This window comes from Acidovorax radicis N35 (genome assembly GCF_000204195.1).
Lineage (GTDB): Bacteria > Pseudomonadota > Gammaproteobacteria > Burkholderiales > Burkholderiaceae_C > Acidovorax > Acidovorax radicis.
This window is the reverse complement of the sequence record NZ_AFBG01000008.1, coordinates 117,396-143,397: the sequence shown is the minus strand read 5'-3', so window position 1 is coordinate 143,397 and position 26,002 is coordinate 117,396. Positions and strand designations below refer to the sequence as shown.

The 26,002-nt window shown below is 66.3% G+C and carries 28 protein-coding genes; 12 read left to right on the top strand and 16 right to left on the bottom strand.

All coding sequences use genetic code 11. The annotated features are described in order from the left end of the window. Positions 1 to 189: 189 nt before the first annotated feature. The 6 genes from ARADN35_RS0103585 to ARADN35_RS0103560 are packed head-to-tail and all read right to left on the bottom strand — an operon-like array spanning position 190 to position 4,821. Positions 190 to 717, bottom strand: coding sequence for a phage tail protein (locus tag ARADN35_RS0103585; RefSeq protein ID WP_244265840.1), 528 nt, complete (start codon positions 715 to 717; stop codon positions 190 to 192). A 24-nt stretch (positions 718 to 741) separates the two neighbouring features. Continuing rightward, positions 742 to 1,932, bottom strand: coding sequence for a type 1 periplasmic-binding domain-containing protein (locus tag ARADN35_RS0103580; protein WP_010459041.1), 1,191 nt, complete (start codon positions 1,930 to 1,932; stop codon positions 742 to 744). Further along, complete coding sequence (locus ARADN35_RS0103575; protein WP_029413127.1) at positions 1,929 to 2,957, bottom strand: hypothetical protein; 1,029 nt, start codon at positions 2,955 to 2,957, stop codon at positions 1,929 to 1,931. Before ARADN35_RS0103575 ends, ARADN35_RS0103580 begins: the two co-directional genes overlap by 4 nt. Further along, on the bottom strand, positions 2,945 to 3,796 hold the full coding sequence (locus ARADN35_RS25800) for an aspartyl/asparaginyl beta-hydroxylase domain-containing protein (RefSeq protein WP_010459037.1): 852 nt from the start codon (positions 3,794 to 3,796) through the stop codon (positions 2,945 to 2,947). The genes ARADN35_RS0103575 and ARADN35_RS25800 overlap by 13 nt, the downstream gene beginning before the upstream one ends. After that, complete coding sequence (locus tag ARADN35_RS25795) at positions 3,793 to 4,629, bottom strand: collagen-like domain-containing protein (RefSeq protein WP_010459036.1); 837 nt, start codon at positions 4,627 to 4,629, stop codon at positions 3,793 to 3,795. Before ARADN35_RS25795 ends, ARADN35_RS25800 begins: the two co-directional genes overlap by 4 nt. 12 nt (positions 4,630 to 4,641) lie before the next feature. After that, positions 4,642 to 4,821: a hypothetical protein gene (locus tag ARADN35_RS0103560; protein ID WP_010459034.1), complete on the bottom strand. Its 180-nt coding sequence runs from the start codon at positions 4,819 to 4,821 to the stop codon at positions 4,642 to 4,644. Positions 4,822 to 5,095: 274 nt separating this feature from the next. On the opposite strand from ARADN35_RS0103560, the gene ARADN35_RS0103555 reads away from it, so the two are divergent. From ARADN35_RS0103555 to ARADN35_RS0103520, 8 genes are all read left to right on the top strand, one after another. Beyond that, a complete protein-coding gene (locus tag ARADN35_RS0103555; RefSeq protein ID WP_010459033.1) occupies positions 5,096 to 6,001 on the top strand; it encodes a LysR family transcriptional regulator in 906 nt (301 codons plus the stop codon). A 152-nt stretch (positions 6,002 to 6,153) separates the two neighbouring features. Then, a complete protein-coding gene (locus ARADN35_RS0103550; protein WP_029413124.1) occupies positions 6,154 to 6,504 on the top strand; it encodes a patatin-like phospholipase family protein in 351 nt (116 codons plus the stop codon). 36 nt (positions 6,505 to 6,540) lie between these two features. Then, positions 6,541 to 7,356: a patatin-like phospholipase family protein gene (locus ARADN35_RS25790; protein ID WP_341864651.1), complete on the top strand. Its 816-nt coding sequence runs from the start codon at positions 6,541 to 6,543 to the stop codon at positions 7,354 to 7,356. 155 nt (positions 7,357 to 7,511) lie between these two features. Further along, positions 7,512 to 8,066, top strand: a complete 555-nt coding sequence (locus ARADN35_RS0103540) for an NUDIX hydrolase (RefSeq protein ID WP_010459031.1) — start codon at positions 7,512 to 7,514, stop codon at positions 8,064 to 8,066. 15 nt (positions 8,067 to 8,081) lie between these two features. Beyond that, entirely contained in the window at positions 8,082 to 8,861 is a 780-nt protein-coding gene (locus ARADN35_RS25785) for an expansin EXLX1 family cellulose-binding protein (protein ID WP_010459029.1), read from the top strand. A 51-nt stretch (positions 8,862 to 8,912) separates the two neighbouring features. Next, positions 8,913 to 9,365 carry a YiiD C-terminal domain-containing protein gene (locus tag ARADN35_RS0103530; RefSeq protein ID WP_035198136.1) on the top strand — a complete coding sequence of 151 codons (453 nt, stop codon included), beginning with the start codon at positions 8,913 to 8,915 and terminating at the stop codon, positions 9,363 to 9,365. Between the two features lie 57 nt (positions 9,366 to 9,422). Continuing rightward, positions 9,423 to 9,800, top strand: a complete 378-nt coding sequence (locus ARADN35_RS0103525; protein WP_010459026.1) for a PH domain-containing protein — start codon at positions 9,423 to 9,425, stop codon at positions 9,798 to 9,800. Between the two features lie 129 nt (positions 9,801 to 9,929). Further along, a complete protein-coding gene (locus ARADN35_RS0103520; protein WP_010459024.1) occupies positions 9,930 to 10,508 on the top strand; it encodes an EF-hand domain-containing protein in 579 nt (192 codons plus the stop codon). Positions 10,509 to 10,646: 138 nt separating this feature from the next. On the opposite strand, the gene ARADN35_RS27160 is transcribed toward ARADN35_RS0103520, so the two are convergent. From ARADN35_RS27160 to ARADN35_RS0103485, 7 genes are all read right to left on the bottom strand, one after another. After that, complete coding sequence (locus ARADN35_RS27160; protein WP_007856361.1) at positions 10,647 to 10,805, bottom strand: DUF3309 family protein; 159 nt, start codon at positions 10,803 to 10,805, stop codon at positions 10,647 to 10,649. Between the two features lie 212 nt (positions 10,806 to 11,017). Continuing rightward, complete coding sequence (locus tag ARADN35_RS0103510) at positions 11,018 to 12,649, bottom strand: DHA2 family efflux MFS transporter permease subunit (RefSeq protein WP_029413117.1); 1,632 nt, start codon at positions 12,647 to 12,649, stop codon at positions 11,018 to 11,020. 16 nt (positions 12,650 to 12,665) lie between these two features. After that, positions 12,666 to 13,988, bottom strand: coding sequence for an HlyD/EmrA/EmrK family protein (locus ARADN35_RS0103505; protein WP_010459014.1), 1,323 nt, complete (start codon positions 13,986 to 13,988; stop codon positions 12,666 to 12,668). 60 nt (positions 13,989 to 14,048) lie between these two features. Then, positions 14,049 to 15,527, bottom strand: coding sequence for an efflux transporter outer membrane subunit (locus ARADN35_RS0103500; protein WP_010459011.1), 1,479 nt, complete (start codon positions 15,525 to 15,527; stop codon positions 14,049 to 14,051). Between the two features lie 96 nt (positions 15,528 to 15,623). Next, a complete protein-coding gene (locus tag ARADN35_RS0103495; protein ID WP_010459009.1) occupies positions 15,624 to 16,136 on the bottom strand; it encodes a MarR family winged helix-turn-helix transcriptional regulator in 513 nt (170 codons plus the stop codon). A gap of 212 nt (positions 16,137 to 16,348) precedes the next feature. Then, positions 16,349 to 16,990: an ATPase gene (locus tag ARADN35_RS0103490; RefSeq protein ID WP_010459007.1), complete on the bottom strand. Its 642-nt coding sequence runs from the start codon at positions 16,988 to 16,990 to the stop codon at positions 16,349 to 16,351. Positions 16,991 to 16,996: 6 nt separating this feature from the next. Continuing rightward, entirely contained in the window at positions 16,997 to 17,338 is a 342-nt protein-coding gene (locus tag ARADN35_RS0103485; protein WP_010459005.1) for a TA system antitoxin ParD family protein, read from the bottom strand. A gap of 406 nt (positions 17,339 to 17,744) precedes the next feature. On the opposite strand from ARADN35_RS0103485, the gene ARADN35_RS0103480 reads away from it, so the two are divergent. Next, positions 17,745 to 18,698, top strand: coding sequence for a ketopantoate reductase family protein (locus ARADN35_RS0103480; protein ID WP_010459003.1), 954 nt, complete (start codon positions 17,745 to 17,747; stop codon positions 18,696 to 18,698). A gap of 12 nt (positions 18,699 to 18,710) precedes the next feature. Here the strand turns inward: ARADN35_RS0103480 and metE are convergent, their stop codons facing one another. Continuing rightward, entirely contained in the window at positions 18,711 to 21,101 is a 2,391-nt protein-coding gene (gene metE / locus ARADN35_RS0103475; RefSeq protein WP_010459001.1) for a 5-methyltetrahydropteroyltriglutamate--homocysteine S-methyltransferase, read from the bottom strand. Positions 21,102 to 21,209: 108 nt separating this feature from the next. Between metE and ARADN35_RS0103470 the strand changes: the two genes are divergently transcribed. Then, the gene (locus ARADN35_RS0103470) at positions 21,210 to 22,148 is read left to right on the top strand and encodes a LysR family transcriptional regulator (protein ID WP_010458999.1); all 939 of its coding nucleotides are present in this window, start codon (positions 21,210 to 21,212) and stop codon (positions 22,146 to 22,148) included. On the opposite strand, the gene ARADN35_RS0103465 is transcribed toward ARADN35_RS0103470, so the two are convergent. Then, positions 22,126 to 22,557: a nuclear transport factor 2 family protein gene (locus ARADN35_RS0103465; protein ID WP_010458997.1), complete on the bottom strand. Its 432-nt coding sequence runs from the start codon at positions 22,555 to 22,557 to the stop codon at positions 22,126 to 22,128. The two genes, ARADN35_RS0103470 and ARADN35_RS0103465, sit on opposite strands and share 23 nt — an antisense overlap. A 97-nt stretch (positions 22,558 to 22,654) precedes the next feature. Here ARADN35_RS0103465 and ARADN35_RS0103460 point away from each other — a divergent pair, with 97 nt between their 5' ends. Together ARADN35_RS0103460 and ARADN35_RS0103455 are read left to right on the top strand one after the other, a co-directional pair. After that, positions 22,655 to 23,521 (top strand): LysR family transcriptional regulator, encoded by an 867-nt coding sequence (locus ARADN35_RS0103460; protein ID WP_010458995.1) that lies wholly within the window; start codon positions 22,655 to 22,657, stop codon positions 23,519 to 23,521. A 110-nt stretch (positions 23,522 to 23,631) separates the two neighbouring features. Then, entirely contained in the window at positions 23,632 to 24,933 is a 1,302-nt protein-coding gene (locus tag ARADN35_RS0103455) for a M20/M25/M40 family metallo-hydrolase (RefSeq protein ID WP_035198031.1), read from the top strand. Positions 24,934 to 25,005: 72 nt separating this feature from the next. Here ARADN35_RS0103455 and ARADN35_RS0103450 read toward each other — a convergent pair whose 3' ends face one another. Then, positions 25,006 to 25,965, bottom strand: coding sequence for a 2-hydroxyacid dehydrogenase (locus ARADN35_RS0103450; RefSeq protein ID WP_010458991.1), 960 nt, complete (start codon positions 25,963 to 25,965; stop codon positions 25,006 to 25,008). Positions 25,966 to 26,002 lie beyond the last annotated feature (37 nt).

Here is a 26,002-nt window from a genome sequence, read left to right as displayed (position 1 = left end):
TTACAATGCGGCAAACTGCAAGTTCAATGTGCTTTTATGCACATTCGGACGATGGTCGTCTTGGCTGCGGCATATCCGGCGGGTGCCATCGCATCTCTGCGGCGGGTAGTGGGGCCGGGCACCGCAAAACAAAAAGGGCAAACGCAAGCGTTTGCCCTTTTTTGCACCCGTCTCGCGGGGCGGTTTCGCTCAGTTTCTGGACGGAAATACGCCTTCCAGGGCAATGATGTAGTTCATGCCCAGATGGGGCTGCATGATGGAAAACGGCTGATTGCCCCCGGCACTGCCGGTCGTTGTGCTGCTCATGGGCAGTTGGGTATTGGCGGTACCGCTTGCCGCGTATTGCGCATTGCGCTGGTTGGACCCGGCTGGTATGGCCGTGGCGCCGGGTTCCTGCTGAGTGCCCAGGGTAGTAGATGCCAGTGGGGCAGGGGCTGTGTGCACATGGGCTGGCATTTGCGTGCTGTTGAGTGTCTGGGTGCGCTCGCCCCCAATCTCACCCACGAGCACTGGAGGAAACCCCGGCCCCTGTCCTGTGCCGACCGGGACCCGGCCGCGCAAGTCCGGCAGTGCAAAGGTGTTTACCCCGTCGCCGCCGTAGGTGGTACCGAGAATGGCAAACAGTGCGGAGTTTTGGGAGATGCTGAGAAGCTGGCCATTGCAGAACGCCCAATTCCTCGGGGCGAAAGTGCCCGAGAACATTCTGATTTCACCCATCATTGGATTCATAGGTATTCCTCGTCAAGTCAAAAAATAGCCGGTTGTCCAGCCGCCATGTGCGGCTGAGGACACGGAGAGGGCGGGATAGGCTTGGCGCTCACGCCAAGCCTGGGCATTGAGCACGGTGGAGCGCTCCCACAGCGGGCCGACGCTGTCACTGGCGGTATCGGCCCACCTGCGTACACCGCGAGGGCCGGTTAGCGAGGCTGTGTGCAGCGTTGCCCAAAGGTCGTGTGCGCTGGTCCCCGGGGTGGCCGCCGCCAGGGCGGTGCCCAGGCTGAAGCCCGCCTCGGCACCCAGCAGTGCGCCAGCGGTCCACGCAAGGCCTGCCTGTGCGAAGCCGGCCTTCCAACCAGGCTCTGCGATGTTGGCGGTGGGCCAGCTTGCCACGGTCCATGCACGAACGCCCGAGGCGCCATCGGAAAGCCAGGGAAACCCCGCCAATTCGGTGCGCAGCGAGGCCGTCTGGGCTTGCCACCATTGGGTAAAACGGTTCGCCTGAGAGCCGGAGAACAACGCAATCACCACGTCGGGTTGCTGCGAAACAATCGCCTGTTTCAGGTCACCAAACTCTGGTGAGCGTCCTGGTGCGCCTGCAATGTGGCGGCCCACGATCTGCCCGCCCAATGAGCGCCAGCGGTGCTGGAAGGCCTGGATGAAGTCATACCCCGACTCGTGCCAGCCCATCGACAGGAAAGCGCGTGGGCCACATTGCGCATGCACTGTGTCGGCCAGGGCAGATGCCATGGCGCACAGCTCGAGACTGTGGCGAACCTGCAGGGGGTGGTGCTCCGAAGGGGCTGCGATGTCGGCCCCGCTGTCGCTGATCCAGAGGGGCACACCGGCCTTTTCCGTCAGGGCCAATACCTTTTTTGCCAGCAAAGGGGGCATCCACCCCATCACGGCATCGATCTTGCCGTCCTGCAGTGCGGACCCGATGGCCTTGGCAGGAGCTCCAGGCAAGGGGCCTGCCGACAGCCAGGTCAGCCCGACCTGCGAGGCGCCAGCCTGTGCCAGGCCCAGCTCCACGCCTTGCCGGTAGTCGTGTGCAAGCTGCGGCAGCTTTTCTGATGCAGGCGCGATGCCCAGAATGCGCCACTGGGGGCGAGTCGGGCCGACGGAAGCGAGAACAGGTGCCGAGAGCTGGGCGCCGGTGGCCGCCACCGCTCCGCCCGTGGCCAGGAAATGGCGCCGATGCAGGGGCGCGATCATGGCAGTGCCTCCTCAACCAGCGGATGGGAGGTCGCCGAACGGTGGGACTGGCGCAAGTCCTGAATCCTCTGGTAGTGAGGGGCGATCCATTGTGCAGTCAGGGATTGGAGATGGTCGCTTGCCATGCTGTGTTTGGTTTCCGTGTCTGGAACATAGGCTTGGTGGGGGTGCTTGCCGTGCCGCGTGATGCGTTCGCGCATCCGCACACGATCATCTGCGGACATGGGCCAGCGCATGTGCACAAGCACGTTGGTTTCGATGGTGCCGGGCAGCTCGGTATGGTCGAGCAGCAGCGTGCGTGCGGGGTCGAACTCCCGGGCCATGGCCGCATAGATATCGCCCAGCACCCGTGCGCAGTAAAGCTCAGGGTGCATGGCGGCCAGCTCCTGCAGGCTGAGGCCATCCAGGCAGGCGCCCAGTGTGCCCGGCACCAAGAAAAATGCGCGCTCTCGCATTTGCGAAACCAGCACCGACAGCGGTTCCCGGGCGAGGAACACCCAGCGCGCTTCGGGCCAGGCCTCGGCCACCAGCGGGGCTTTGTCCGTGTTCCAGGCGTCGAGCTTGAGGCTCACGGATTCGAGCCGTGGGCTGGCGCTGTCGCAGCGCTGGGCCCAGGCGCTGACCCATGCGCGCAGTGCACGCACGACCTGCGCCTTGTCGATGAGCCCGCTGGGCAAGGCCTGGCGCAGCAGAAAGTCCACCGGAGCGGGCTCCGACAGCTGCAGATGGTGCGGACTTTCGGCCAGCGCCTGCGTGATGAGCGTGGAGCCACAGCGCGACACGTGGAAGATGACGAGCGAGGGATCGAGGCCCGGAGACTGTTCATGCCAGGCCAGCAGGTCGTGAAGTGGCGTCTGGCGCCGGAACGCCAGATGGAAAGGGCGCTGCATCTGGCTCTGGATGCCGTGCTGGAAGAAGGGCTCGCGCAGCGGCTCGTCGAGCAAGCGGATCCAGTCCACCATCACCTGGCCCTTGGCGATGTAAAAACGGATCGGGCGCCAGCCGCTGAAGTTCACAGAATCCATTGTTCCACCCATGCGCGGCGCCCGGCCTTCAGGGCCGACTCCACATCCGATGCGTCAAATTGAAAGCCCGCGTCTAGCCCCATGCGCACCGATTCGTGCACGAACTCGGTGGTGTTGGTGATGGCGCTGAGCCTTGCGGAGTACTCTGCATCTGCTCCCACAAAGTCACGAAACCGGATGAACTGGCTCCACGGGTCACTGGGGTCGGGCAGAGGATCGCCGCCATCGCTGGCGCGGAAGGCCTCGAACAGGCGCATGTCCACCGAAGTGTCCGCCACCAGGTGGACCCGGGGCTGGCTGCCCCGGTTGCGCACGCGGTGCGGGAGCGATACATCCACGTACCAGCACTCGCCGACCCGCAGCGGGATGCGCTCGCCATCAACATGGAAGAACACCTGCTCGCCCGTCTGCAGCGGCACATGCAGGCGGGCCTCGCCACGCGCTGCGCACACACCGGCATCGGTGTGCTCCTTGATCTCGCAGCCCGGCAGCAACTGCATGAGCCGCACGGACTTCCATGGCAAAGCCATGGTGTCCAGCATGGCGCACAGCGTGGGGCATTGTTCCAGGGCGGGCGTGTTGGCATAGCCCGATGCCGCGACATCAATAGGGACGATGTCGATGGGGGCCTCAGGCGCAGAACGCAGCGCAAGCGCCTGCCACCCGCCGTCGTGGCGGCCTTCGTTGAAATGCGTGCGCCAAAGGGACGCAGGCAGGGCATTCACCTCGGCCAGGGCGGCTGCGGTGTCAAACCGCCAGGGCAGCCGGGCTGTCCGCATGCCCTGCACCATCAGGCCTTGCGGCTGCAGGTAAGAAAGCGAGGATTCCGGAGACGTCATTGCGCGCAGATGGCGTAAGCGCTGCAGGCGGTGGTCAAAGCGGGAACACGGTAGGAGTTCAGAAGTCGAATGCTCCAACTTTGCACCGAAGCGCCGCAGGTGCCGCCCACCGTGGGGTAGTTGGCGGCGATGAACACGCCGCCCGCGTCGATCCCGCCAGCACCGCTGGCACCCTCGTACCCGCCCCCTACAACCTTCTCCCCGGGCAGGCAGCAAGCGGTCGCGTTGCAGCTGTCCGCCGTTCCCGTGCCGGATGCAGTCCGCACGTTGACATTGAGCGATCCCGCAGGGCCTGGGAGGCCGGTCGCACCCGTGGCGCCTGTGGCACCTGCAGGGCCCACCGTGCCCGTGGCTCCGGTGGCGCCCGTGAGACCTGCTGTTCCTTGCGCACCAGGGCTTCCTGCAGGGCCGGTAGCGCCGGTCGCGCCCGCAGAGCCCGTGGCCCCCGTCGGGCCTGCTGCACCTGTTGCGCCCGTCAGACCAGCCGGGCCTGTCGCACCGGTGGCGCCCGTAGCCCCTGTGAGGCCAGCTGGGCCCGTGGCGCCGGTGGCTCCCGCAGTCACGCCCGGTGCACACTGGCCGAGCCGCCCGGTCGGGCCGTCAAAACACAGCACATTGGCATTGGTATTGGCGGTTCCCGACAAGCTGGGAACCCGCACTTCGCCGGAGTCCTGCACGCGCAGGCGCTCGGTATTGGCGGGCCCCTTGATCACGAACCCTCCACCGGGCGGCGGGGTGATGCTCACATCCGCAGCATGGACGGTGAAAGTGGCCAGTACCAGGCAGGCCTGGCCAGCCCAAAGCGACTTATAGGGAAAGGTGGTGCGTTGCATAGAGGTCGGGGACTAAGGATGCGGGTGGGCAAAGGAGGGCAGGGTGTGGCCCACGGTGCGCAAAAAGAGGGGTGGCTCATGGCCAATGGCCACACAGGTGTGCGCCATGGCCAGGCGCTGCAGGCAGCGTGGCGTGTGGCTGGGCACAGGCGTGCCTGCGGGCAGCCCCGAAGGCTGCGCAAATGCGTTCATTTTTTCTCCCTTGCGCTGGACTGTTTCTGGCGGTCATCGCGGCCGCCATGGCTGTAAGGCTCTTTTGGTTGCGCTGCCCAGTTCTGGCTGTTGTCAGTGCGGGCGCAGTGTGCAATAAAAAGCATACTGTGTAAATTTCTAAATGACATGTATCACGCGATACATGTCCGACATAACGATCCAGGGGGCCCGATCGGCCTGGAGCGGTCTCGTTTTGAGGGCGCTGAAGTGGGTGTTTTTCCGTCTTCACTGTGCGGGGCGCCACAATCGGGACATGGATTGGGACCATTTCCGCTACTTTCTGGAGCTGGCGCGCGCCGGCACGCTGGTGGGTGCCGCACGCCGCCTGGGCGTGGAGCACACCACCGTGTCGCGCCGCCTGCAGGCGCTGGAAAAGCAAGTCGGCTCGGCCCTGTTTGCCCGTGACGCCGGGGGCCACCGGCTGACCGAGGCCGGGCGGCAGCTGATGCCCAAGGTGGAGGCGATGGAGGCGGCCTTTCTTGCGGTCGAGAGTGCTGCACCGGGTGTGCGCCAGGGGCTGCACGGCCTGGTGCGCATTGGTACCACCGAAGGGTTTGGCAACCTGATCCTGGCGCCCCAGCTGGCCCGCTTTGCGCTGGGCCACCCGGGTCTGGTGGTGGACCTGCTGGCGCTGCCCCGGCTGGTGCACCTGTCGCGGCGCGAGGCAGACATCGTGATTTCGCTGGAACGCCCGGCGCGCGGCGCGGTGCTGGTGGTCAAGCTCACCGACTACGTGCTGCAGTTGTACGGCACGCGCGGCTACCTGGCGGGCCATGCGCCCATCCACACAGCCGAGGACCTGCGCGGCCACACCTTCATCAGCTATGTGGATGACCTGCTGTTCAGCAAGGAACTGCAGATCCTGGACGAGTTGCACCGCCCCGCGCATTTTGTGCTGCGCAGCACCAGCATCCTGGCGCAGTACGAGGCGGCGCGCGCTGGTGCCGGGCTGGCGGTGCTGCCCGCCTTCGTGGCGGCGCAAGACCCGTCGCTGGTCCCGGTGTTGCCCGGGGTGGCGCGGTTTCAGCGCACGTTCTGGATGTCGATGCCTGCAGAGAACAAACACGTTGCGCGCATGCAGGCGACCTGGGCGTTCTTGCGCGAAACCGTGGCTGCGCAGCAAGGGCTGCTGCTGCCAGCGGTCAATGCTATTGAATGAGGAGCTAATGGCGCTTGATGGATAAGCGCCAGGGCCAGTTTTGACGGTTATTTTCGCCCCACGCCGCCTTCCTCTGGTCTTTTCTTTCAGCTGCCGGGTCTCTAGCATGTGTGGCGGATGCAGGGTGGATCCGCCGAAGAAGGAGGCTTGCGATGGCCAAGTACCGGATATTGAGCCTGGATGGTGGCGGGCTGCGGGGGCTGATCACGGCACGGCTGCTCGCGCGGCTCAATGTCCAGCCGCAGATTGCGGGCTGGCTGGATACGGTGGATCTGTTTGCGGGCACCTCCACGGGCGGCATCCTCGCGCTCGGCCTGGCCTGCGGCAAGACGCCCGAGGAAATCTGCACCCTCTACCAGCAGCGCGGTGGCGTCATCTTTGACGACAGCCTGTGGGACAACGTGCGCGATCTGGGCAAGACGGTGGGCGCCGATTACTCCAGCAAAGGCCTGAGAACGTGTTTGCGATCTCGCAGGGGTCGCGTTGGAGCGCAATCGGGATGAGTGGATGCTTCGGATGCGCCGCGTGGGCTCGTGCCCATGCAAGCAGCCAGGGCTTCCAATCGCCCGATTTCGCTCCAACCCTTCGGGCAGCGGTCTTGGCGGGCGGTCTGCGGCGTTGCGGCGCTTGCCAATAGCCGGGCTATTGGCTGCGCACCGCGCCTTGCATCCCATCCCGCCAAGACTGCTGCGCGACCCCTGGGAGATCGCAAACACGTTCTTAAGACCGAACTCAAGGCTGTGTTTGGCGACCTGCAGCTCAAGGACATCCTGCGCAAGGTGGCCATTCCCACGTTCGATCTCGACAACGAGGAGGTGGCCGCCAAGCGCACCTGGAAGCCCAAGATCTTCCACAACTTCAAGGGGGCCGATTCCGACGGCGAGCAGCTGGTGGCCAGCATTGCGCTGTACACCAGTTCGGCGCCCACGTACTTTCCTTCCGCCGACGGGTACATCGATGGTGGCTTGTATGCCAACAACCCCAGCATCGTGGCGCTGGCCCAGGCCATCTCCCGCCGCAACCAGCCTGCGGAGCGGGCGGCGCTCGACGAGGTGGTGATGCTCTCGCTGGGCACGGGTGTGAGCCTGACCTACATCAAGGGCCAAGCGCTTGACTGGGGCTATGCCCAGTGGGCGCAGCCGCTGATCAATGTGCTGATGGACGGGGTTGCCGGTATCTCGGACTACCAGGCGCAGCAGCTGCTGGACGACCGCTACCACCGGCTGCAGATTGTGTTCAATCCGAACGAAATCATTGCGCTGGACGCGGTGGACAAGCTCGGCCGCATGGACGAGATCGCCTCCCACCACCCGCTGCAGAACGCCGTGGACTGGATTCGCACTGCATGGATCTAGCAGGCGGTGGGACACAGGAGGCCGCCCAAAACCGCCAGCGCCCTCGTCGTGCCCTGTTGCGATTGCTTGCAACGTGGCCGGGGCAGGGGCGCATCCATGCGGGCTGCAGTGGATAGGATCGTCTCGCCCTGTACCCCAACCCTACTGCCGCCTTCATGACCACGACGCCCGCCGCCCCGCCAGCCTCCCGCCCTGCGCCGCCCCCCATCCGCACCCGCCAGCGTGCAGCAGCCGTGGTGCGGCGCGCGGACGGCCGGGTGCTGCTGCACCGCCTGGAGCGAGACACATTCTGGGCGCTGCCGGGCGGCGCCATCGAGCCGGGGGAGAGTGCCTCGGAGGCCATTGCGCGCGAGCTGCACGAAGAGCTCGACACGGCCGTGGCCCTGGGAAACCTGGCCTTTGTGGTGGAAAACTTCTTCTGCCATGCCGGTGACTCGTACCACGAGATCGGGCTGTACCTGCATGCGACCCCGCTCCCCGGGTCGTTGCTGGCGGCCTCTGACGGGCCGTATGAGGGCGTGGAGGGCAACCAGACGCTCATCTTTGCGTGGTTCCCCCTGCACGAGCTGGCCGCGCTGGACCTGCGGCCCGCCTTTTTGCGCAGCGCGTTGGCCGAGCCTCCCAGCTCGGCCGGGGCGCTGCACATCGTGCACCGCGATGCACCCCAGCCAGCGTCCGCCATTGTGGATACTCCGCTGTCTTTTTCTTGAACCGAGGCCCTTGCGATGAAACTGCTCCAGGTTTGCCATGCCCGCAATGCCCGCCACGCGGCACTGATTTTTCTGGTGGCCCTGGCCGCCTGTGGTGGCGGGGGCTCGGCCGATGGGCCCACCGCAGGTGCCGATGCGCCATCTCCGGCCCCGGCGCCCGTACCGGGTGCATCCCCTGCGCCCTCCGTACCCGGTGCGCTGTCGCCCACCTACACCGGCGAAGGCACGTTCTACGGCGCCACGGGCGAGGGCAACTGCACCTTCGACGCGAGCCCCGGCAACCTCATGGTGGCGGCGATGAACGGCCCTGACTACGCGGGCAGCGCCGTCTGCGGCCAGTTCGTGGCGGTGACCGGGCCCAAGGGGTCCATCACCGTGCGCATCACCGACCAGTGCCCCGAGTGCAAGACGGGCGACCTGGACCTCAGCGAGTCCGCATTCGCCCGCATTGCCGACCCCATCGCGGGCCGCGTGCCCATCCGCTGGCACGTGGTGCCGGGTGATCTCACCGGCCCGGTGAGCTACCGCTACAAAGAGGGCAGCAGCCGCTGGTGGGTGGCCATCCAGGTGCGCAACCACCGCCTGCCCATCACCGGCCTGGAGATCAAGCCCAGCGGCAGCGCGGACTGGATCGCCGTCGCGCGGACCGACTACAACTACTTTGTCCACCCCAGCGCAATCGCCACCGGCCCGCTGCAGGTGCGCATCACCGCCCTGGGCGGCGCGACGCTGATCGACACGCTGCCCGAGCCTTCCAACGGCGTGGTCGTCGCGGGGGCGGGGCAGTTTCCATGATCCATGTGCCGGTTTCGCCCCTGCCATCCTCTGACCACCTGGCGCCGCACCGTGAACTCTCTTGAACTGCAGTCCTATCTGCACCAGCACATCCCTTTGTCCCAGGCCATGGAAGTCACCGTGGTCGAGGCATCGCCGCACCAGGTGGTGCTGAGCGCGCCGCTGGCCCCCAACATCAACCACCGCGAGACGGTGTTTGGCGGCAGCGCGTCGGCCGTGGCCATCCTGGCCGCCTGGTCGATGCTGCACCTGCGGCTGTCCGCCGAAGGGCTGGGCAGCCGCCTGGTGATCCAGCGCAACACCATGGACTACCTGGCGCCCATCGACGGCACCTTCACCGCCGTGGCCCAGGCTCCTGCGCCAGAGGTTTGGCAGCCGTTCACCCGCATGCTGCAGCGCAAGGGGCTGGGCCGCATCGCGCAGGCTTCCGCGCTGCACTACCAGGGACAGTCTGCGGGCCAGCTGGTGGGGGAGTTTGTGGCCTTTGGGCCGGGCTATCCATAGCCGTTGCAGCCGTTGCGGTACAACACGCGATCCAACGACTTCACCGGAGCACAGCACATGGGATTGTTTGACGGCGTGATGGGCAACGCATCCAAGATCGATGCCGCCAAGATCCAGGAGGAATTCAGCCGCATCCTGGCCCCGGGCGAGGTGGTGGAGCATGCCTATCAGCTGATCCGCGATTACTTCGTGTTCACGAACAAGCGGCTGGTGCTGGTGGACAAGCAGGGCATGACGGGCAGCAAGGTCGAGTACCACTCTCTTCCGTACAAGAGCATCACGCACTTCAGCATAGAGACCGGGGGCACGTTCGATCTGGATGCGGAGCTCAAGATCTGGATCTCTGGCTCTGCGGCGCCGTTTCAAAAGCAGTTCAACAAGAAGCTCAGCATCTATGAGGTGCAGTCGGTGCTGGCTGGCTACGTGCTGAAGTAACGCTCATTTCACGGTTTCATCCGGGCATTGCCGCGGTGGAGGGCGCGTACCCTCGGCTCACTGGGCGAAGCGGTGGCCTGTCTTTTTGACACAGGCACCGAGGCTTTCGCCACACAGGAGTTCACAGCGATGTCCCCCCTTCTCTCTGGCCTTGCTTCGGTCGCGTCCTTGATTTTCAACGCCACCTCCGGCGGCCCTGGCAAGTCGGCCGCGTCGCGGCGCAGCGGGGCCGATGTGGAACCCGAGCCGTCTGCCGTGCTTACCCTGAGCCCGCAGGCGGAGGCTCTGGCGGGCTTTGCAGGCAAAGGCATCCTGGTGTCGCAGGGCAAGTTGGAGAACGCCCTGGGTGCGGTGGCACGTGGCAGCGCGGGTTCGGCCGCCAATGCAGCGTCGGCCGCATTGTCGGGCCGCCCGGTGTCCACACAGGATTTTCAGGAACTGCTGACCCGTTTTGGCGCCGACGATGCGCAAAAGGCGCAGCTGACGGCGGGGTTTGATGCGGACAAGGATGGCTCCATCACGCAGGATGAATTCTTGAAGGGCCTGGCCAAGACCAAGGGCGTCCAGGCGGGCAGCGATTTTTCGCAGGCCGTGATGCAACTGATGGACCGCAACGGCAATGCCGATGGCAGTGTGGCGGACAAGGAGTTTGCAGCGTTTTCGACCGCGTTTGCCGCGACGGGCGCCAAGCGGGCCGGCGTGGCGTAAGCGGCGGCTGTGTCTGGGCGCGATACGCGGTTCCATTCACAAAAAAGCACAACGGCCCACGAAGGGCCGTTGTGCTTTTTGCGGTGGCCGTTGCCCCTTTTCTGAGGCTGGCGGCATGTGCACGGTGCGGTCAGAGGTCTATATCCGACCCATCAGCAGCAAGATCACCAGAATCAGCACCACCAGGCCAATCCCGCCGCTGGGTCCGTAGCCCCATGAGCGGCTGTGGCCCCAGGTGGGCAGTGCGCCGACCAGGATGAGGATCAGGACGATCAGGAGAATCAGCGAAAGTGACATGGCGGTTCCTTGTTGTGGGTTGCGGTGAATGCATTGTTGGGCGCATCCAGCGCGCTACCCGCAGGTGCCACGCCCGCACGGCGGTCAGGGTTTTCCGACACGCCGTGTGGGATGGAGGGCTGAGGTCGTGCTGCTGGGAAAAGATGAAATGCTATCGAAAATATAGCTGCTAGCGCTTTATGAATAAGCGCTAGCGGCCAATTTTTCTCAAATTAGTGCGCCCCGGCTGCATCCGCAGCACCTGCGCCCCCCGTTCTGGCGGGGCGGCGGGTCAGCCAGATCAGACCAATCAACAGCAGGAACAACCCGGCCGAGCCCAGAAAGATGTCGTTGGCCGCACGGGTGAACGCCTGCTGGTCGATCAACCGGTTGACCTGCGCCAGCGCCTGCAACTGGGTGAGCCCCGTGGCAGTCAGGGTGTCGAGCGTCTGCGCAAACACGCCCTGGCCCTGCACCAGCCCTTCGGTCAGGTGCGCATGGTGCATGGCGGCGCGGCTCTCCCACAGCGTGGTGGCGATCGAGGTGCCCATGGCTCCGGCGGTGATCCGCACAAAGTTGGACAGGCCTGCAGCGGCGGGGATGCGCTCGGGCGCAATGCCCGCCAGCGTCAGCGTGGTCAGCGGGATGAAGAAGAACGCCATGGCCGCACCCTGCAGCAGCGTAGGGATCAGGATGTGGATGAAGTCCGTCTGCACCGTGAACTGCGAGCGCATCCACAGCACGATGCCGAACACGATGAACGCGGCCGTCGCCATGCGGCGCGGGTCCCACTGGCCCACCTTTTTGCCGACGAGCGGCGTGAGCAAAATGGCAAAGATGCCCACCGGCGCCAGCGCCATGCCGGCCGAAGTGGCGGTGTAGCCCATCCACTGCTGCAGCCACAGCGGCAGCAGCACCACGTTGCCAAAGAACAGCGCATAGGCCACCGACAGCGCCAGCGCACCAAAGGTGAAGTTGCGGCCCTTGAAGAGTTTCAGGTCCACCACCGGGTGCGTCTCGGTCAGCTCCCACACCAGGAATACGGCAAAGGCCACCACCGCGACGACGGCCATGGTGATGATCTCGCCGGAGGCGAACCAGTCGAGCTCCTTGCCCTTGTCGAGCATGAGCTGCAGCGCGCCGACCCACAGCACCAGCAGGGAGAGGCCCACCGTGTCGATGGGCAGCTTGCGGATGGGCGTCTCGCGCTTGCGGTAGATGCCCCAGGTCAGCAGCCCGGCCAGCAGGCCCACGGGCACGTTGATGTAGAAGATCCACGGCCACGAGATGTTGTCCGTGATCCACCCGCCCAGCAGCGGCCCCACCACGGGCGCGACCAGTGTGGTCACCCCCCAGAGCGCCAGCGCCGTGCCTGCCAGGGCCTTGGGGTAGCTGGCGAGCAGCAGCGTCTGGCTGAGTGGGATCATCGGCCCGGCCACCAGGCCCTGCAGCACGCGGAAGAACACCAGCATCTCGAGCGACGAGGCAAAGCCGCACAGCCAGGACGTGAGCACAAAAAGCAGCACGCTCATGGTGAACAGGCGCACCGCGCCAAAGCGCTGGGTGAGCCAGCCCGTGAGCGGCACCGAGATGGCATTGGCCACGCCAAAGCTGGTGATGACCCAGGTGCCCTGGCCGGGGCTTACGCCCAGGTCACCGGCAATGGCGGGGATGGAGACGTTGGCGATGGACGAATCCAGCACGTTCATGAACGTGGCCAGCGACAGGGACAACGTGCCCAGCAGCAAGGCCGTGCCTTGCAGCGGTGGGTAGGCGGCAGGTGGTCCGGGTGGGGCAGGGGGAGGTGTTGCAGCAGGCGCTGAATGGGCGGGCGCCTGGTCTGCAGTGGGGTTGGCGGCGGTCATGCTCTATTCACCCTGTTTACTGCACCACCGGGGACTGCATGGCGGAGGGCGCTGGGGCCGATGCATGCTTTTGGGCTTGCACAGGCGCCTGTCCGCTGACTTTGGGCGACGCCACGGCCACTGCCGCCTTGCTGCGGCCCAGGTTGGCCGCAATGATGTGCGCCACTTCGTCGTCGGCGGCCTTGAATTGCGCGTCGAACACAGCGGTGGCGGCCACGGGCGTGGTGCGCTGGGTGTCGGCCAGCGTCTTGCCGCTCTGGTCGGCGGTGTCCACCTTCACTTCCATCGACAGGCCCACACGCAGCGGGTGCTCGGCCACTTCCTTGGGGTCGAGCGCAATGCGCACGGGCACCCGCTGCACCACCTTGATCCAGTTGCCGGTGGCGTTCTGCGCAGGCAGCAGCGCAAAGGCGGCGCCAGTGCCGGCGCCCAGGCCGGTCACGGTGCCGTGGTACGTGACCTTGGTGCCATACACGTCGGCTTCCAGCTCGGCGGCCTGGCCGATGCGCAGGGTCTTGAGCTGGCTTTCCTTGAAGTTCGCGTCCACCCACAGGTCGTTCAGCGCCACCAGCGTCATCAGCGGTGCGCCGGCCTGCACACGCTGGCCCACCTGCACGCCGCGCTTGGCGATGTGGCCGTCCAGCGGCGCCACGAGCTGGGCGCGCTGTACGGCCAGGTAGGCCTCGCGCACGCGGGCCGAGGCGCGCTGCACGTTGGGATGCTGCTCGATGGAGGTGCCTTCGGTCTGCGTCTGGCTGGCGGCCAACTGCTCCTGGGCGGCCACCACGGCGGCCTGGGCTGCGGCCACCGTGCTCTTGGCGGCGGTGACCTGGGCGTTGGCGTGCTGGAACTCTTCCTTGCCCACGGCGCCGCTGGCCATCAGAGGGGCGCGGCGGTTCACGTCGTCCTGCAGGCGCGCGGCTTCTGCCTGGGCGCGGGCCAGGTCGGCGCTGCGCAGGCTGACCTGGGCCTTCAGGGTGGAGTTGTTGGCAAACAGGGTGCGCACTTCACGCACGGTCTGCGCCAGCTGGGCCTCGGCCTGCTCCAGCGCCACGCGGGCGTCGGCAGGGTCGAGCTTGACCAGTAGCTGGCCGGCCTTCACGTAGTCGGTGTCATCCGCGCCGATGGAGACCACGGTGCCGCCGATCTGCGGCGTGATCTGCACCACGTTGCCCGCCACATAGGCGTTGTCGGTGGTCTCCACATGGCGGCCATTGGCCCAGTGCCAGCCGCCCCAACCGATGGCCACCAGCGCGACGGCGGCGGCAATGATCGTGAGGCCCCGGCGGCGGGCGGTGTTGGCTTCGTTGGCGGTGAGGGGTTCGCTGTTGGAGGTCATGGCAGTGTTCTTTCAGGAATGTGTTGTTGTGTTTTTGGATGTATGTGGTGTGGTTGCCGGTCAGTGTGCTGCGGCGGTGTGCAGCACCGCTGTGTCATCTGTCCAGCCTCCGCCCAGGGCCTTCATCAGCACCAGGCGTGTGTCGAGCTGGCGGGCACGCAGGTCCACGGCCAGGCGGCGCTGGGCCAGTACCTGGCTTTCGGTGGAGAGCACCACCAGGTAGTTGCCCAGGCCCGCGCGGTAGCGCTCCTGCGCAAAGCGGTAGGCTTTTTCGGCACTGGCCACGGCCTCGTCCTGCAAGGCCTGCTGGCGGGTGAGCGACTGGATGGAGGCCACGGCATCGCCGGCTTCCTTCACCGCGTCGAGCACGGCGCCGTTGTACTGGGCGATGGCCACGTCCAGCTCGGCGGCGCGGCCGCCCAGCTGGGCGCGCAGGCGGCCCCCGTCAAAGATTGGCAGGCGCAGCGCGGGCGTCACGCCCATCTGGCGCGAGCTGCCGTTGAACAGCCGGTCCAGCCCCAGCGAGTTCAGGCCAATGAACGCGCCGATGTTGATGTTGGGATAGAACTCGCTGCGCGCGCTGTTCACGCCCTGGGTGGCTGCCTCCACGCGCCAGCGCGCGGCCACCACGTCGGGGCGGCGGCCCAGCAGGTCGGCACCCAGCACCTCGGGCACGGCGGTGGGTTGCAGTGCGGCGAGTTGCGGCGTGACCGTGGGCAGCGCGTCGGGCGCCTGGCCGGTCAGCACAGCCAGCTGGCGGCGGGCCAGGGTGATCTGTTCTTCGAGCGCTTCGATCTGCGTGCGTGCATCGGGCACGGCGCCCTGGGCCTGGGTCAGCTCGACCTGGCTATCGAGGCCTGCGGCGGTGCGCTCTTGCGTCAGGCGGCGTTGCTCCTCGCGCTGGGCCAGGGCCCGCACGGCAACATCGCGCTGCGCCACCAGCCGGGCCAGCGCCACATAGCTGCGGCCCACCTGCGCGGCCAGGGTATTGGCGGCGGCTGCTGCATCAGCCTGGGCGGCGCGGGCCTGGCCGAGGGCGGCCTGCAGCTCGGCGGCATGCTGGCCAAAGAAGTCGGGCGACCAACTCAGCGAGGCCTGCACGGTGCCGCTGTTGTAGGTGTTGCCTGCGACAGGCGCGGGCACCAGTCCGTTGGCGGTGTAGCGCTGGCGGGTGGCGTCCACGCCCAGCGTGGCCTGCGGGCCGTTGGCGGCCTCGCGCACCTGGCTCAGCGCCACGGCCTGTTCTAGCCGGGCGCGGCTCACGGCCAGGCTGGGGTTGCCTTGCAGGGCCTGGTCGGTCAGGGTGTTGAGCTGTTCATCGCCCAGCGCCTTCCACCATTGGGAGGGGGCGGCAGTTTCGGTGGCTGCAGCGTTCAGGCCGGCGGCCGACGGGGTGGTCTGCGCCAATGGTGTGTGGCTGGGGCCAGGGTTGGCGCAGCCGACCAGGAAGAGGGCGGCGGCCAGGGCAATGGCCGATACCGCCAGGTGGGCGACAAGGGCAGAGCGGGTGGACAGCGGAGCAGGGGCGGTGGGGGTCACGGAAATCTCCAGAATGGTTTTTGGGTGTTGTGTGGAGGAAAACGAGGGCGTTGGAAACGGCCATGGCCTGGGCCAGGGCCGCCGGTGGCGCCCCCTTCAGGGGGAAGGAGGCGCCGAAGGTGGCACAGGGGGTTTTCCGTTCACGAGCATGCGGCGCAGCATGGACAACAGCAGTTGCCATTCGTCGTGGCTGAAGTCGCTGAGGTGGCCGTTGAGCACGTCGGCCAGCACCGGGGGCACCAAGGCGGCGATGCGTTGGCCTTCCGCGGTGAGCTTGAGCTGCACCACGCGCCGATCGACCGTGGAGCGCTCGCGCACGACCAGGCCTTTGGCTTCCATGCGGTCCAGCGAGCGGGTCATGGAGGCGGGGTCAGTCTCCAGGTCGCGCGCCAGACTGGCCACGGTGGCGGTCTCGTTCAGCGAGAGCTTGAACAGCGGCAACCATTGCGCATAGGTCAGTTCGTGGGATGACAGCTGCGCATCGGCCTGGGTGCGGATGGAAGACATCACCTTGCGCATCAGGTAGCCCACGCTGTTCTCAGGCTGCAGCTGACCCGCGTTGTAGAACCCCGCGTGGGGCAAAGAAGGCTTGGAGGTGTCGGAAGTCATGGCGGTGAATTTAATTGACTAGACAATGATTGTCTTTGCAATTAAATAAAGACCGTGACAATAAAATGGTTATAAGAAGCGATAATTTGCTATATAAAGCATAGCTTGTAACGCTTTTGGAATAAGCGCTGGAGGCTGATTTGGAACTGATTTCCATCGCTGGGCGGGGCACGCACCATTTCCATTGCCCAAGCGGGCTGACCGCGGCCGCTCTACCGCTCGGTCAGACGCTGAGCCCAAGCGGGTAGCGGCTGGGCCAGTGCCTTGACCTCAACGGGCGAGCACACCGCCACCAGTTGCGGTCCGGTGCCGTCGGCCTCTGCCGCGTCATACAGGTAGGCCACGTCGGCCCGCCTTACGGCCTGGGCCAGGTTGTCCATGGTGCGAGGGTAGCGGGCCAGGATGCGTTCGGGCGGCACCGCGTGCCCGCCTTCGCGCACGCGCTGCGCCACGCGGGCCAGCAGCCGGGCCGGGTCGTTCAGCGCCACGATGTACAGGGCCACGGTGTAGCCGCAGCGCTGGGCTTCTTCGATCAGCGCCAGTTTGGAGGGGTGCGAAAACACGGTTTCGCTGGCGAAGTCTGCGCCTTTGCTCATCAAGGCAGCGCGGCGTGCATCGGCCCAGTGGCGCGCCGCTTCGGACCGGGCTTCGGGGTCAGCAATGTGCTGCAGGTGCGCCTGTTCGTACAGATCGGCGTTCACAAACTCCAGCGGCGGGCCCAGGATGCCTTCGCGCACCAGGGCGCGGTACAGCGTGGATTTGCCCGCGCCGTTCGGGCCTGCCAGCAGGTGGAACCAGCGAGGTGGCGTGTTGTGGCGGGGCGGCGGGGAGGGCTGCTGGGCGGGGGCCACCATGCAAGGTCAGACGACAGGGGCGGCGGCTTTGGCCTGGTTCTCCAGCACCACTTCACGCACCCGCTGCGCCAGCGTGCCGCGCGTTTGGGCTGCCAGCAAGCGGGCAGTGAGTGCGTCCACCGACGCGGGGGCTGCCAGGGTGGCGGGGCGCGCGGCAGCGGCTTCATACTGCTCGATGGCGCTGCGGGCCTCTTGCACGCTCAGGCCCGTGTGTTCCACGATCTGGCCCAGCGTGGCCCAGTATTCGATCTGGCTGGCCACCGAGCGGCGCATGGGCTGCGCGGCCTGGCGGGCCTGCTCCACCAGGTGGGCGGGGAGCTTGACGGAAGAAAAGGCAGTGGCGGACATGTGATCTCCTGATTGGCGCATTTTGCGCCAATCAGGCGGGGGTTGCAATGCGCTCGGTGGGCGGGCGCAGACTCTTAGAACGTGTTTACGATCTTTTCGGGGCCGCGTTGGAGTGCAATCGGGATGAGTGGATGCTTCGGATGTGCCGCATGGGCTCGTGCCCATGCAAGCAGCCGGGGCGGCCTTGTCGCCCGATTTCACTCCAACCCTTCGGGCAAGTGCCTTGCCGGGCGGTCTGCGGCGTTGCGGCGCTTGCCAATAGCCGAGCTATTGGCTGCGCACCGGGCCTTGCAACCCATCCCGGCAAGGCACTTGCGCGGTCCTGAAAAGATCGTAAACACGTTCTTAGGGGCGATACCATGGCTTGCCTTCCGTTCTTTTTCCAGTCACCGCCGAACATCCGCCCATGACCGCTACCGCCACCCCCGCTGCTGTTCCATGTGCCACCCCCGGCTTGCGTTTTGCCGTGATGGGCGCGGGCGCCGTGGGTTGCTACTTTGGCGCTTTGCTGGCGCGTGCGGGCCACGCCGTCACGCTCATCGGGCGGCAGGCGCATGTTGAGGCGGTGCAAAAGCACGGCCTGCGGCTGCAGACTGCCGTGCTGGATGTGCAGGTGCCCCTGGCGGCCAGCACCGAGGCCAGTGCCGTGCACGGCGCAGACGTGGTTCTGTTCTGTGTGAAGTCGTCCGACACGGAAGATGCTGCGCGCCAGATACGCCCGCAACTGACCCCCGGAACGCTGGTGCTGACCTTGCAGAACGGTGTGGACAACGACGAGCGTGTGCGCGCCGTGCTGCACGCCAGCACCCCTGTGGCGGCCGCCGTGGTGTACGTGGCCACCGCCATGGGCGGCCCGGGGCACGTGGTGCACCATGGCCGGGGCGAGCTGGTGATTGCGCCATCGCCACGCAGCGACGAGGCCGCACGGCAGCTCACAGCGGCTGGCATTCCCACCCAGGTGTCAGACAACGTGCGCGGGGCGCTCTGGGCCAAGCTGGTGCTCAACAGCGCCTACAACGCGCTGTCGGCCTTGTCGCAGCAGCCCTACGGCCCGCTGGTGCAGGTGCCCGGCGTGACGCAGGTGATTGCCGACATCGTGGCCGAGTGCCTGGCGGTGGCTGCTGCTGACGGAGTGACGATTCCGGGCGATGTGCAGGCGGCGGTGCGCGGCATCGCCAGCACCATGCCCGGGCAGTATTCGTCCACCGCGCAGGATCTGGCGCGTGGCAAACCCACCGAGATCGACCATCTGAATGGCTATGTGGTCAAGCGCGGCGCCGCCTTGGGCGTGCCGACGCCGCTGAACCACGCGCTGCAGGTGCTGGTCAAGTTGGCCGAGATGAAGCGCGCTGCTGGCTGAACCGGGGGGCCGTCAGGCCAAGGCCGCCTCTTCCAGCAACCGCTCGCGCACTTCCTGCGCGGCCTGCACCATGTGGCGCAGGGCGGCTTCGGTCTCGGGCCAGCCCCGGGTTTTGAGGCCGCAGTCGGGGTTCACCCACAGGTGCTCCACGGGCACGACCTCGGCGGCTTTTTCCAGCAGCGCGGCCATCTCCTGCACGCCGGGCACGCGGGGCGAGTGGATGTCGTACACGCCGGGGCCGATCTCGTTGGGGTACTTGAAGTCGCCAAAGCCCTGCAGTAGTTCCATATCCGACCGGCTCGTTTCAATCGTGATCACATCCGCATCCATGGACGCGATGGCGGGCAGGATGTCGTTGAACTCGCTGTAGCACATATGGGTGTGGATCTGCGTGTCGTTGCGCACGCCGCTGGCGCTGATGCGGAAGGCGCGGGTGGCGCGCTCCAAATAGCTCTTCCACCCCGCGCGGCGCAGCGGCAGGCCTTCGCGAATGGCGGGCTCGTCGATCTGGATGATGGCAATGCCTGCGGCTTCGAGGTCGCACACCTCGTCGCGGATCGCCCAGGCGATCTGGTCGGCCGTGGTGGCGCGCGGCTGGTCGTCGCGCACAAAGCTCCATTGCAGGATGGTGATGGGGCCGGTGAGCATGCCTTTCATGGGTTTGGCGGTGAGGCTCTGCGCGTACTGTGTCCAGCCCATCGTCATGGGCGCGGGGCGGGCCACATCGCCGTAGATGATGGGCGGCTTCACGCAGCGCGAGCCATAGCTTTGCACCCAGCCGTTGACGGTGAAGGCAAAGCCGTCGAGCTGCTCGCCAAAGTATTCGACCATGTCGTTGCGCTCGGCCTCGCCATGCACCAGCACGTCAATGCCCAGGGCTTCCTGCTTGCGCACGGCCAGGGCAATTTCAGCTTCCATCTTCTGTTGGTAGTGGGCCGCATCCAGTGCCCCGCGCTTGAAGGCGGCGCGTGCGGCGCGGATCTCCGCCGTCTGCGGGAACGAGCCAATCGTGGTGGTGGGCAACAGCGGCAGCCTCAGCCGTGCGCGCTGGGCCTTTTGCCGGGCGGGGAAGGCGCTGGCGCGCTGGTCGGCCCCTGGTGCGGCCGCGGCAATGCGGGCCGCCACGGTGGCGCGGTGCACACGCGGGCTGGCACGGCGGGCGGCCAGGGCGGTGCGGGCGGCGTGCAGTTCGTCGTCTGCCGCCGCTTCGCCTTGCGACAAGGCGGTGGCAAGCACGCGCAGCTCGTCCAGTTTTTCCACCGCAAACGCCAGCCACGACTTCACCTCGGCGTCCAGCTGTGTTTCGGCCTCTAAGCTGAACGGCACATGCAGCAGCGAGCACGACGGTGCCAGCCACAGCTCGCCCTGGTGCTTGTCGGCCACGGGGCGCAGCTTTTGCAGCGCCGCATCCAGATCGGTGCGCCAGATGTTGCGGCCGTCCACGATGCCCACCGACAGCACTTTGTGCGACGGCAACCAGTCGGCCACGCCCACCAGCTCGTCGGGCGCGCGCACGGCGTCCACATGCAGCCCGGCCACGGGCAGCTGGCAGGCCAGGCGCAGGTTCTCGGCCAGCGGCGAGAAGTAGGTGGCCAGCAGCAGCTTGGGCGCGCTGCGGGCGAGTTGCCAGTAGCTGGGCTCAAAGGCATGGCGCCAGGCATCGGGCAGGTCCAGGCCCAGGATGGGTTCGTCGATCTGCACCCATTCCACACCCTGGGCCTTCAGGCGTGCCAGCACGGCTTCGTACACGGGCAGCAGGGACTCCAGCAGGCTGAAGCGGTCAAAGCCCGCCGCCTTGGATTTGCCCAGCCACAAAAAGCTCAGCGGCCCCAGCAGCACGGCCTTGACGCGGTGGCCCAGCGCCTGGGCCTCGGCCACCTCGGCAAACAGGCGCTCGCTGGCCAGGTGGAACTGGGTGTGGGCGCTGAACTCGGGCACGAGGTAGTGGTAGTTGGTGTCGAACCACTTGGTCATCTCCAGCGCGGGTTGGCCGGGGGTGTGGTGCTGGGCTGTGCAACCGGCGCTGCAGCCTTGGTGGTTTTCAGCTTGGGCCGACACGCCCCGGGCCATAGCAAAGTAGCGCGCCAGCTCGGGCGCTTGGGCGTCAAAGCCAAAACGCGCAGGCTCGCAGCCCAGCAGCTGGATGTGGTTGGCTACGTGGTCGTACAGAGCAAAGTCGCCCACGCTCACAAAGCCGAGGCCCGCGTCGGCCTGCGCCTGCCAGTGTTGCTGGCGCAGCTGGGCGGCGGTGGCCTGCAGCTCGGCCTCGGTGCTGTCGCCGCGCCAGAAGGATTCGAGCGCGAATTTCAGCGCGCGCTGCGCCCCCATGCGCGGAAAGCCCAGGGTGTGCGTGAGCACAGGGCGGCGGGTGGCGGCGGTTACGGAAACTGCTGCGAGCGACATGGTGATTTCCTTCTTCTGAATGGAGCAATGCAATGAAGGCACCGATGGTCGTGCGGGCTCGTTTATTATTCAAACGAAAGTTTTAGTCGATCAACTTGAAAATTAATAATGAACCAGTCGATCCTGGAAGTGCGCCACCTGCGCACGCTGGTGGCCTTGCGCGACAGCGGCAGCCTGGTGCGGGCCGCGCAGCTGCTCAACCTCACGCAGTCGGCGCTGTCGCACCAGATCAAGCTGCTGGAAGACCGCTACGGCCAGCCGCTGTTTGAGCGCAAATCGGTGCCGCCGCAGTTCACCGCCGTGGGTGAACGCCTGCTGGCCCTGGCCGATGCCATGCTGCCCCAGGTGGAAGGCGCCGAGCGCGACATCGCCCGCCTGGTGCTGGGGCAGGGTGGGCAGATGCGCATTGCGGTGGAATGCCACACCTGCTTTGACTGGCTGATGCCCGCGATGGACGCCTTTCGCACCCGCTGGCCCGAGGTGGAGCTGGACATCGTGAGCGGCTTTCACGCCGACCCGGTGGGCCTGTTGCACCAGGGCCGGGCCGATGTGGCCATCGTGTCGGAGGTGGATGCCGACGAGACGGGCGTGGACTACCACGCGCTGTTTGGCTTCGAGATCCGCGCGCTGCTGGCCAACACACACCCGCTGGTGGCCAAGCCGCATCTGGTGGCGCAGGACTTTGCCGACCAGACCATCATCACTTACCCCGTGCCCGACGAAATGCTCGATTTGATCCGCCAGGTGCTGGAGCCCGCCGGTGTGCGCCCCCCGCGCCGTACCACCGAGCTGACGGTGGCCATGCTACAGCTGGTGGCCAGCGGGCGCGGCGTGGCAGCGCTGCCGCTGTGGGCGGTGCAAAGCTACCTGGACCGGGGCTATGTGACGGCGCGGCCCATTGCGGCAGGACCTGGCGACAAAGGCCTGCGCGGCGAGCTGCACGCAGCCTGCCTGCCCAGCCTGTCGGCCAAGGCGTATCTGCAGGACTTTGTGCAGGTGACGCGCGAGACCAGTTTTGTGACGCTCAAGGGCGTGGAGCTGTTGTGACCGGATCAGGCGCGTACTTGTCGCCCACCTCCTCGCGCAGCGGGTGGGTGTCGTAGACGATGTTCATGTCGCGGATGCGGGTGCTGCCCGCGTCGAACGTGAACACATCCACGCAGGTGAACGTCACCTCTCGCCCATCGTTCAAAGTCCAGTCGTAGCGGAAATAGGCGGCGACCCGCACGGCGCCGCCGTTGTCTGGTTGCGCGGAGACGAACAGATCCAGCACGGTGATCACGCTGCCGCTGGAAGCCTGGGCGAGCTTTTGGAAAAAGTCGCTCGCGCGCATGGTGCCCAGAAAGGGCGAATGCACCACGCCATCCTCTTCAAAGCAGGCAATCAGCCCGTCGGTGTGGCTGGCATGCAGGTGGGCGAGGTAGGTGCGGACGGTATCGATGGGGGTATGGCTCATACGTGGCGATGCAAAGGGCGTGGAGTGGAGTGCGTAGCTTCGCCAACTCCGCGCCGCACGACAAGAGACAATGGTGGCTTATACATAAAAGGTGTTTATGTATCTGCGCTACCTGCAATACCTCCACGCGGTCATCGAACAAGGCTCGTTCGCCTTGGCGGCCAAGGCCTGCGGCGTGTCGCAGCCTGCGATCAGCCATGGCATGAAGGCGCTGCAAGCCCACTTCGCGCAGCCCTTGCTGGTGCGCGAGGGGCGCCGCCATGTGCCCACCGACCTGGCCCGGGCCGTGGCTGCGCAGGCCCTGCCCCTGGCACAAGGGGTGGAGGCGCTGCCCCGCGCGTCAGTGGCTGCGGCAGACCGATACCTGCTGCGGGTGGGGCTCACGTCTTCAGCGGCGCTGGTCTGTGGACCGCTGCTGTATGCCAGCTGGTGCCTGCCCAACGCCCGGCGCTCGCTGGAGATGGCGACGGCCGATGAAGGCAGTCTGCTGGAAGGCCTGCTGCAGCGGCGCTTTGATGCGGTCATTGCCCCCAAACCGCGCAAGTTTGCGCATCCCGATGTGACGGAGCGCCCCCTGTACGAGTTGCATCCCCAGGTCTATGCGCGCAAGGGCCACCCATGGGTCCGGGCCCATTCGCTGGCGCAACTGCAGGGCGCTGCGTGGGCGTGTGTGGGGCCCAGTGTCAGCGGGCCGGTGGATGTGTTGACGGAAGCGCACCGTGTGCGCCGCATGCCCGCGCCCAAGATGTCCGTGCGCTGCCCCGACTTTGCCAGCCTGTTGCACCTGGTGGCGCAGTCCGATCTGCTGGCTGTTGTGCCGCACCCTGCGTTGCTGGGCGGCGCGTCCACGCTGGTGGCGCCCCTGCGGCTGGCGGAATCTCTGCCGCTGTATGGCATGTGGCTGTTCGAACCCCGGGGCCACAGGTCACGGCTGGGCCCCGAGGTGTTTGCGCCCGCGGGCTGAGTCTGGCGCGCAGGCGCTGACCGAAACATTGCAAGGAGGATCAGTGTTTGAAATTGGTGTTGCAAGACTCCATAATCGCTTTCCTCATCCCTTCACCGAGCCTTCGCACCATGCACCATCCGCAGCGCCGCCCACACTCAGCCCCTTCGTTTGTCCGCCCCCTGATGGCCTCGCTGGCGCTGGCGTTTGCCGCCGCCGTGGCCCACGCTGCGCCGGTGGCTGATGTCCATGCGCTGGCCCAGAAGGAGCAGCAGCCGCTGCTCGACACCCTGCGTGACCTGGTGCATATCGAGTCGGGCAGCAAGGACATCGAAGGCCTGAATCAGATCGCCGAGCGCATTGCCAGCCAGCTCAAGCAACTGGGCGGCACGGTGGATGTGCTGCAAACCAGCGACATCTACCGCCTCGACGACACCCCCGAGAAGGTGGGCCCTGCCGTGCAGGCCGTGTTCAAGGGCACGGGCAGCAAGAAGATCATGCTCATCGCGCACATGGACACGGTGTACCTGAAAGGCATGCTCAAAGGCCAGCCGTTCCGCATCGATGGCGACAAGGCCTATGGCCTGGGCATTTCGGACGACAAGCAGGGCATCGCGCTCATCATCCACACCGTGGCCTTGCTGCAAAAGCTCAACTTCAAGGACTACGGCACGCTCACCGTGCTGATCAACGGCGACGAGGAAATCAGCTCGCCCGGATGGCGCAGCACTATCACGCGCGTGGCGTCGGACCAGGACGTGGTGCTCTCGTTCGAAGGCGGCGGCACCGACGGCACCCTGCGCCTGGCCACCAGTGGCATCGGCGCGGCCTACATCACCGTGCAAGGCAAGGCATCGCATGCAGGCGCCAAGCCCGAAGACGGCGTGAATGCGCTGTACGAGCTGTCGCACCAGTTGCTGCAGATGAAGGACCTGTCCAAGACCGACGAGGGTCTGAAGCTCAACTGGACCGTTGCCAAGGCCGGTACCAACCGCAACGTGATCCCCGCCGAAGCCACGGCCCAGGCCGATGCGCGGGCCCTCAAGGTTGCCGATTTCGACGGGCTGGAGAAGGCGCTGCAGGACAAGATCAAGACCAAGCTCATTCCTGCCTCCAAGGTGGACGTGAAGTTCGAGGTGCGCCGCCCGCCGCTCGAAGCCAGCGAGGCATCGCGCCGCGTGGCGGGTTACGGCAAGGTCATCTACCAGGAACTGGGCCTGCCGCTCAGCGTGGTCGAGAAGGCCACGGGCGGGGGGACCGATGCGGCGTTTGCTGCATTGAAGACCAAGGGAGCCGTCGTGGAAGGCATGGGCCTGTCGGGCTACGGTGCCCATTCCAACGACGCCGAGTACGTGCAGATCAACACCATCGTGCCGCGCCTGTACCTGGCCACGCGCATGGTGATGGACATCTCCAAGGGTGTGTTGAAGTAACCGGGACGGCGCGCCCCTGGCGCGCGCGTTTCTAGGCCCTCGCCGATGCATGCCGGCGAGGGCTTTTTTACATCAGGCGACCGGTACGGGCACGCGCACGGCACCCGTGGCGTAGAAGGATTCCAGGTTCTCCAGCACCAGGTCGGCCATGGCGCGGCGGGTTTCGTGGGTGGCGCTGGCGGTGTGCGGGGTCAGCACCACGTTGTCCAGCGCCATCAGCGCGTCGGGCACGCTGGGTTCGTTCTCGAACACGTCGAGCCCGGCACCGGCGATGCGGCGTTCGGTCAGCGCTTCGATCAACGCGGCCTCATCCACCACACTGCCGCGCGCCACATTGATGAGGTAGCCGTTCGGGCCCAGGGCGTTGAGCACATCGCGGTTGACGAGGTGGCGCGTGCCAGAGCCACCGGCGACGGTCAGCACGAGGTAGTCGGCCCACTGCGCAAGCGCAGTCAACGACTCGAAATAGGACAGTGAGCAACCTTCGGCCGGGCGTCGGTTGTGGTAGCCCACCTCCATGCGGAAACCGCTGGCGCGCTCAGCCACCGCCTGGCCGATGCGGCCCATGCCCACAATGCCCAGGCGCTTGCCCGACACCCGGGTTCCCAGTGCGAAGCGAGCCTGGGGCCATTCGCCGCGGCGCACAAAACGGTCACTGGCTGCAATGCCGCGCGACACATCCAGCATCAGCGCAAACGCCATGTCGGCCACGCAGTCGTTGAGCACGCCGGGTGTGTAGCCCACCTGTACGCCACGCGCCTTGGCAGCACCGATGTCCAACGCGTCAAAACCCACGCCGAAACTGCTGATGACCTGCAAACGGGGCAGGGCGGCAATGACCTCGGCCTTGAGGCCGATGGATGCCGTCGTCACCACCCCGGTGAATTCCGCGCCCTGTGCGGCCAGAAAGGATGCCGGATCGGGCTGGTCGGCCAGACAGGCGACGTGGTACCGGGTTGCCAGTTCGGCCTCCAGCGCGGGAAGGGGCAGGCGGCCGATTTGCAGAATGCGGGGCTGGGAATTTTCTGTCATGGGCTTCGTTGAGCTGAAGTGCAAAAACAAAGGGCCG

Bases quoted from the DNA above. Each gene is read 5' to 3' on its own strand.
- ARADN35_RS0103585 (WP_244265840.1), bottom strand. From the start codon at position 717: ATGGGTGAAATCAGAATGTTCTCGGGCACTTTCGCCCCGAGGAATTGG.
- ARADN35_RS0103580 (WP_010459041.1), bottom strand. From the start codon at position 1,932: ATGATCGCGCCCCTGCATCGGCGCCATTTCCTGGCCACGGGCGGAGCG.
- ARADN35_RS0103575 (WP_029413127.1), bottom strand. From the start codon at position 2,957: ATGGATTCTGTGAACTTCAGCGGCTGGCGCCCGATCCGTTTTTACATC.
- ARADN35_RS25800 (WP_010459037.1), bottom strand. From the start codon at position 3,796: ATGACGTCTCCGGAATCCTCGCTTTCTTACCTGCAGCCGCAAGGCCTG.
- ARADN35_RS25795 (WP_010459036.1), bottom strand. From the start codon at position 4,629: ATGCAACGCACCACCTTTCCCTATAAGTCGCTTTGGGCTGGCCAGGCC.
- ARADN35_RS0103560 (WP_010459034.1), bottom strand. From the start codon at position 4,821: ATGAACGCATTTGCGCAGCCTTCGGGGCTGCCCGCAGGCACGCCTGTG.
- ARADN35_RS0103555 (WP_010459033.1), top strand. From the start codon at position 5,096: ATGGATTGGGACCATTTCCGCTACTTTCTGGAGCTGGCGCGCGCCGGC.
- ARADN35_RS0103550 (WP_029413124.1), top strand. From the start codon at position 6,154: ATGGCCAAGTACCGGATATTGAGCCTGGATGGTGGCGGGCTGCGGGGG.
- ARADN35_RS25790 (WP_341864651.1), top strand. From the start codon at position 6,541: ATGCAAGCAGCCAGGGCTTCCAATCGCCCGATTTCGCTCCAACCCTTC.
- ARADN35_RS0103540 (WP_010459031.1), top strand. From the start codon at position 7,512: ATGACCACGACGCCCGCCGCCCCGCCAGCCTCCCGCCCTGCGCCGCCC.
- ARADN35_RS25785 (WP_010459029.1), top strand. From the start codon at position 8,082: ATGAAACTGCTCCAGGTTTGCCATGCCCGCAATGCCCGCCACGCGGCA.
- ARADN35_RS0103525 (WP_010459026.1), top strand. From the start codon at position 9,423: ATGGGATTGTTTGACGGCGTGATGGGCAACGCATCCAAGATCGATGCC.
- ARADN35_RS0103520 (WP_010459024.1), top strand. From the start codon at position 9,930: ATGTCCCCCCTTCTCTCTGGCCTTGCTTCGGTCGCGTCCTTGATTTTC.
- ARADN35_RS27160 (WP_007856361.1), bottom strand. From the start codon at position 10,805: ATGTCACTTTCGCTGATTCTCCTGATCGTCCTGATCCTCATCCTGGTC.
- ARADN35_RS0103510 (WP_029413117.1), bottom strand. From the start codon at position 12,649: ATGACCGCCGCCAACCCCACTGCAGACCAGGCGCCCGCCCATTCAGCG.
- ARADN35_RS0103505 (WP_010459014.1), bottom strand. From the start codon at position 13,988: ATGACCTCCAACAGCGAACCCCTCACCGCCAACGAAGCCAACACCGCC.
- ARADN35_RS0103495 (WP_010459009.1), bottom strand. From the start codon at position 16,136: ATGACTTCCGACACCTCCAAGCCTTCTTTGCCCCACGCGGGGTTCTAC.
- ARADN35_RS0103490 (WP_010459007.1), bottom strand. From the start codon at position 16,990: ATGGTGGCCCCCGCCCAGCAGCCCTCCCCGCCGCCCCGCCACAACACG.
- ARADN35_RS0103485 (WP_010459005.1), bottom strand. From the start codon at position 17,338: ATGTCCGCCACTGCCTTTTCTTCCGTCAAGCTCCCCGCCCACCTGGTG.
- ARADN35_RS0103480 (WP_010459003.1), top strand. From the start codon at position 17,745: ATGACCGCTACCGCCACCCCCGCTGCTGTTCCATGTGCCACCCCCGGC.
- metE (WP_010459001.1), bottom strand. From the start codon at position 21,101: ATGTCGCTCGCAGCAGTTTCCGTAACCGCCGCCACCCGCCGCCCTGTG.
- ARADN35_RS0103470 (WP_010458999.1), top strand. From the start codon at position 21,210: ATGAACCAGTCGATCCTGGAAGTGCGCCACCTGCGCACGCTGGTGGCC.
- ARADN35_RS0103465 (WP_010458997.1), bottom strand. From the start codon at position 22,557: ATGAGCCATACCCCCATCGATACCGTCCGCACCTACCTCGCCCACCTG.
- ARADN35_RS0103460 (WP_010458995.1), top strand. From the start codon at position 22,655: ATGTATCTGCGCTACCTGCAATACCTCCACGCGGTCATCGAACAAGGC.
- ARADN35_RS0103455 (WP_035198031.1), top strand. From the start codon at position 23,632: ATGCACCATCCGCAGCGCCGCCCACACTCAGCCCCTTCGTTTGTCCGC.
- ARADN35_RS0103450 (WP_010458991.1), bottom strand. From the start codon at position 25,965: ATGACAGAAAATTCCCAGCCCCGCATTCTGCAAATCGGCCGCCTGCCC.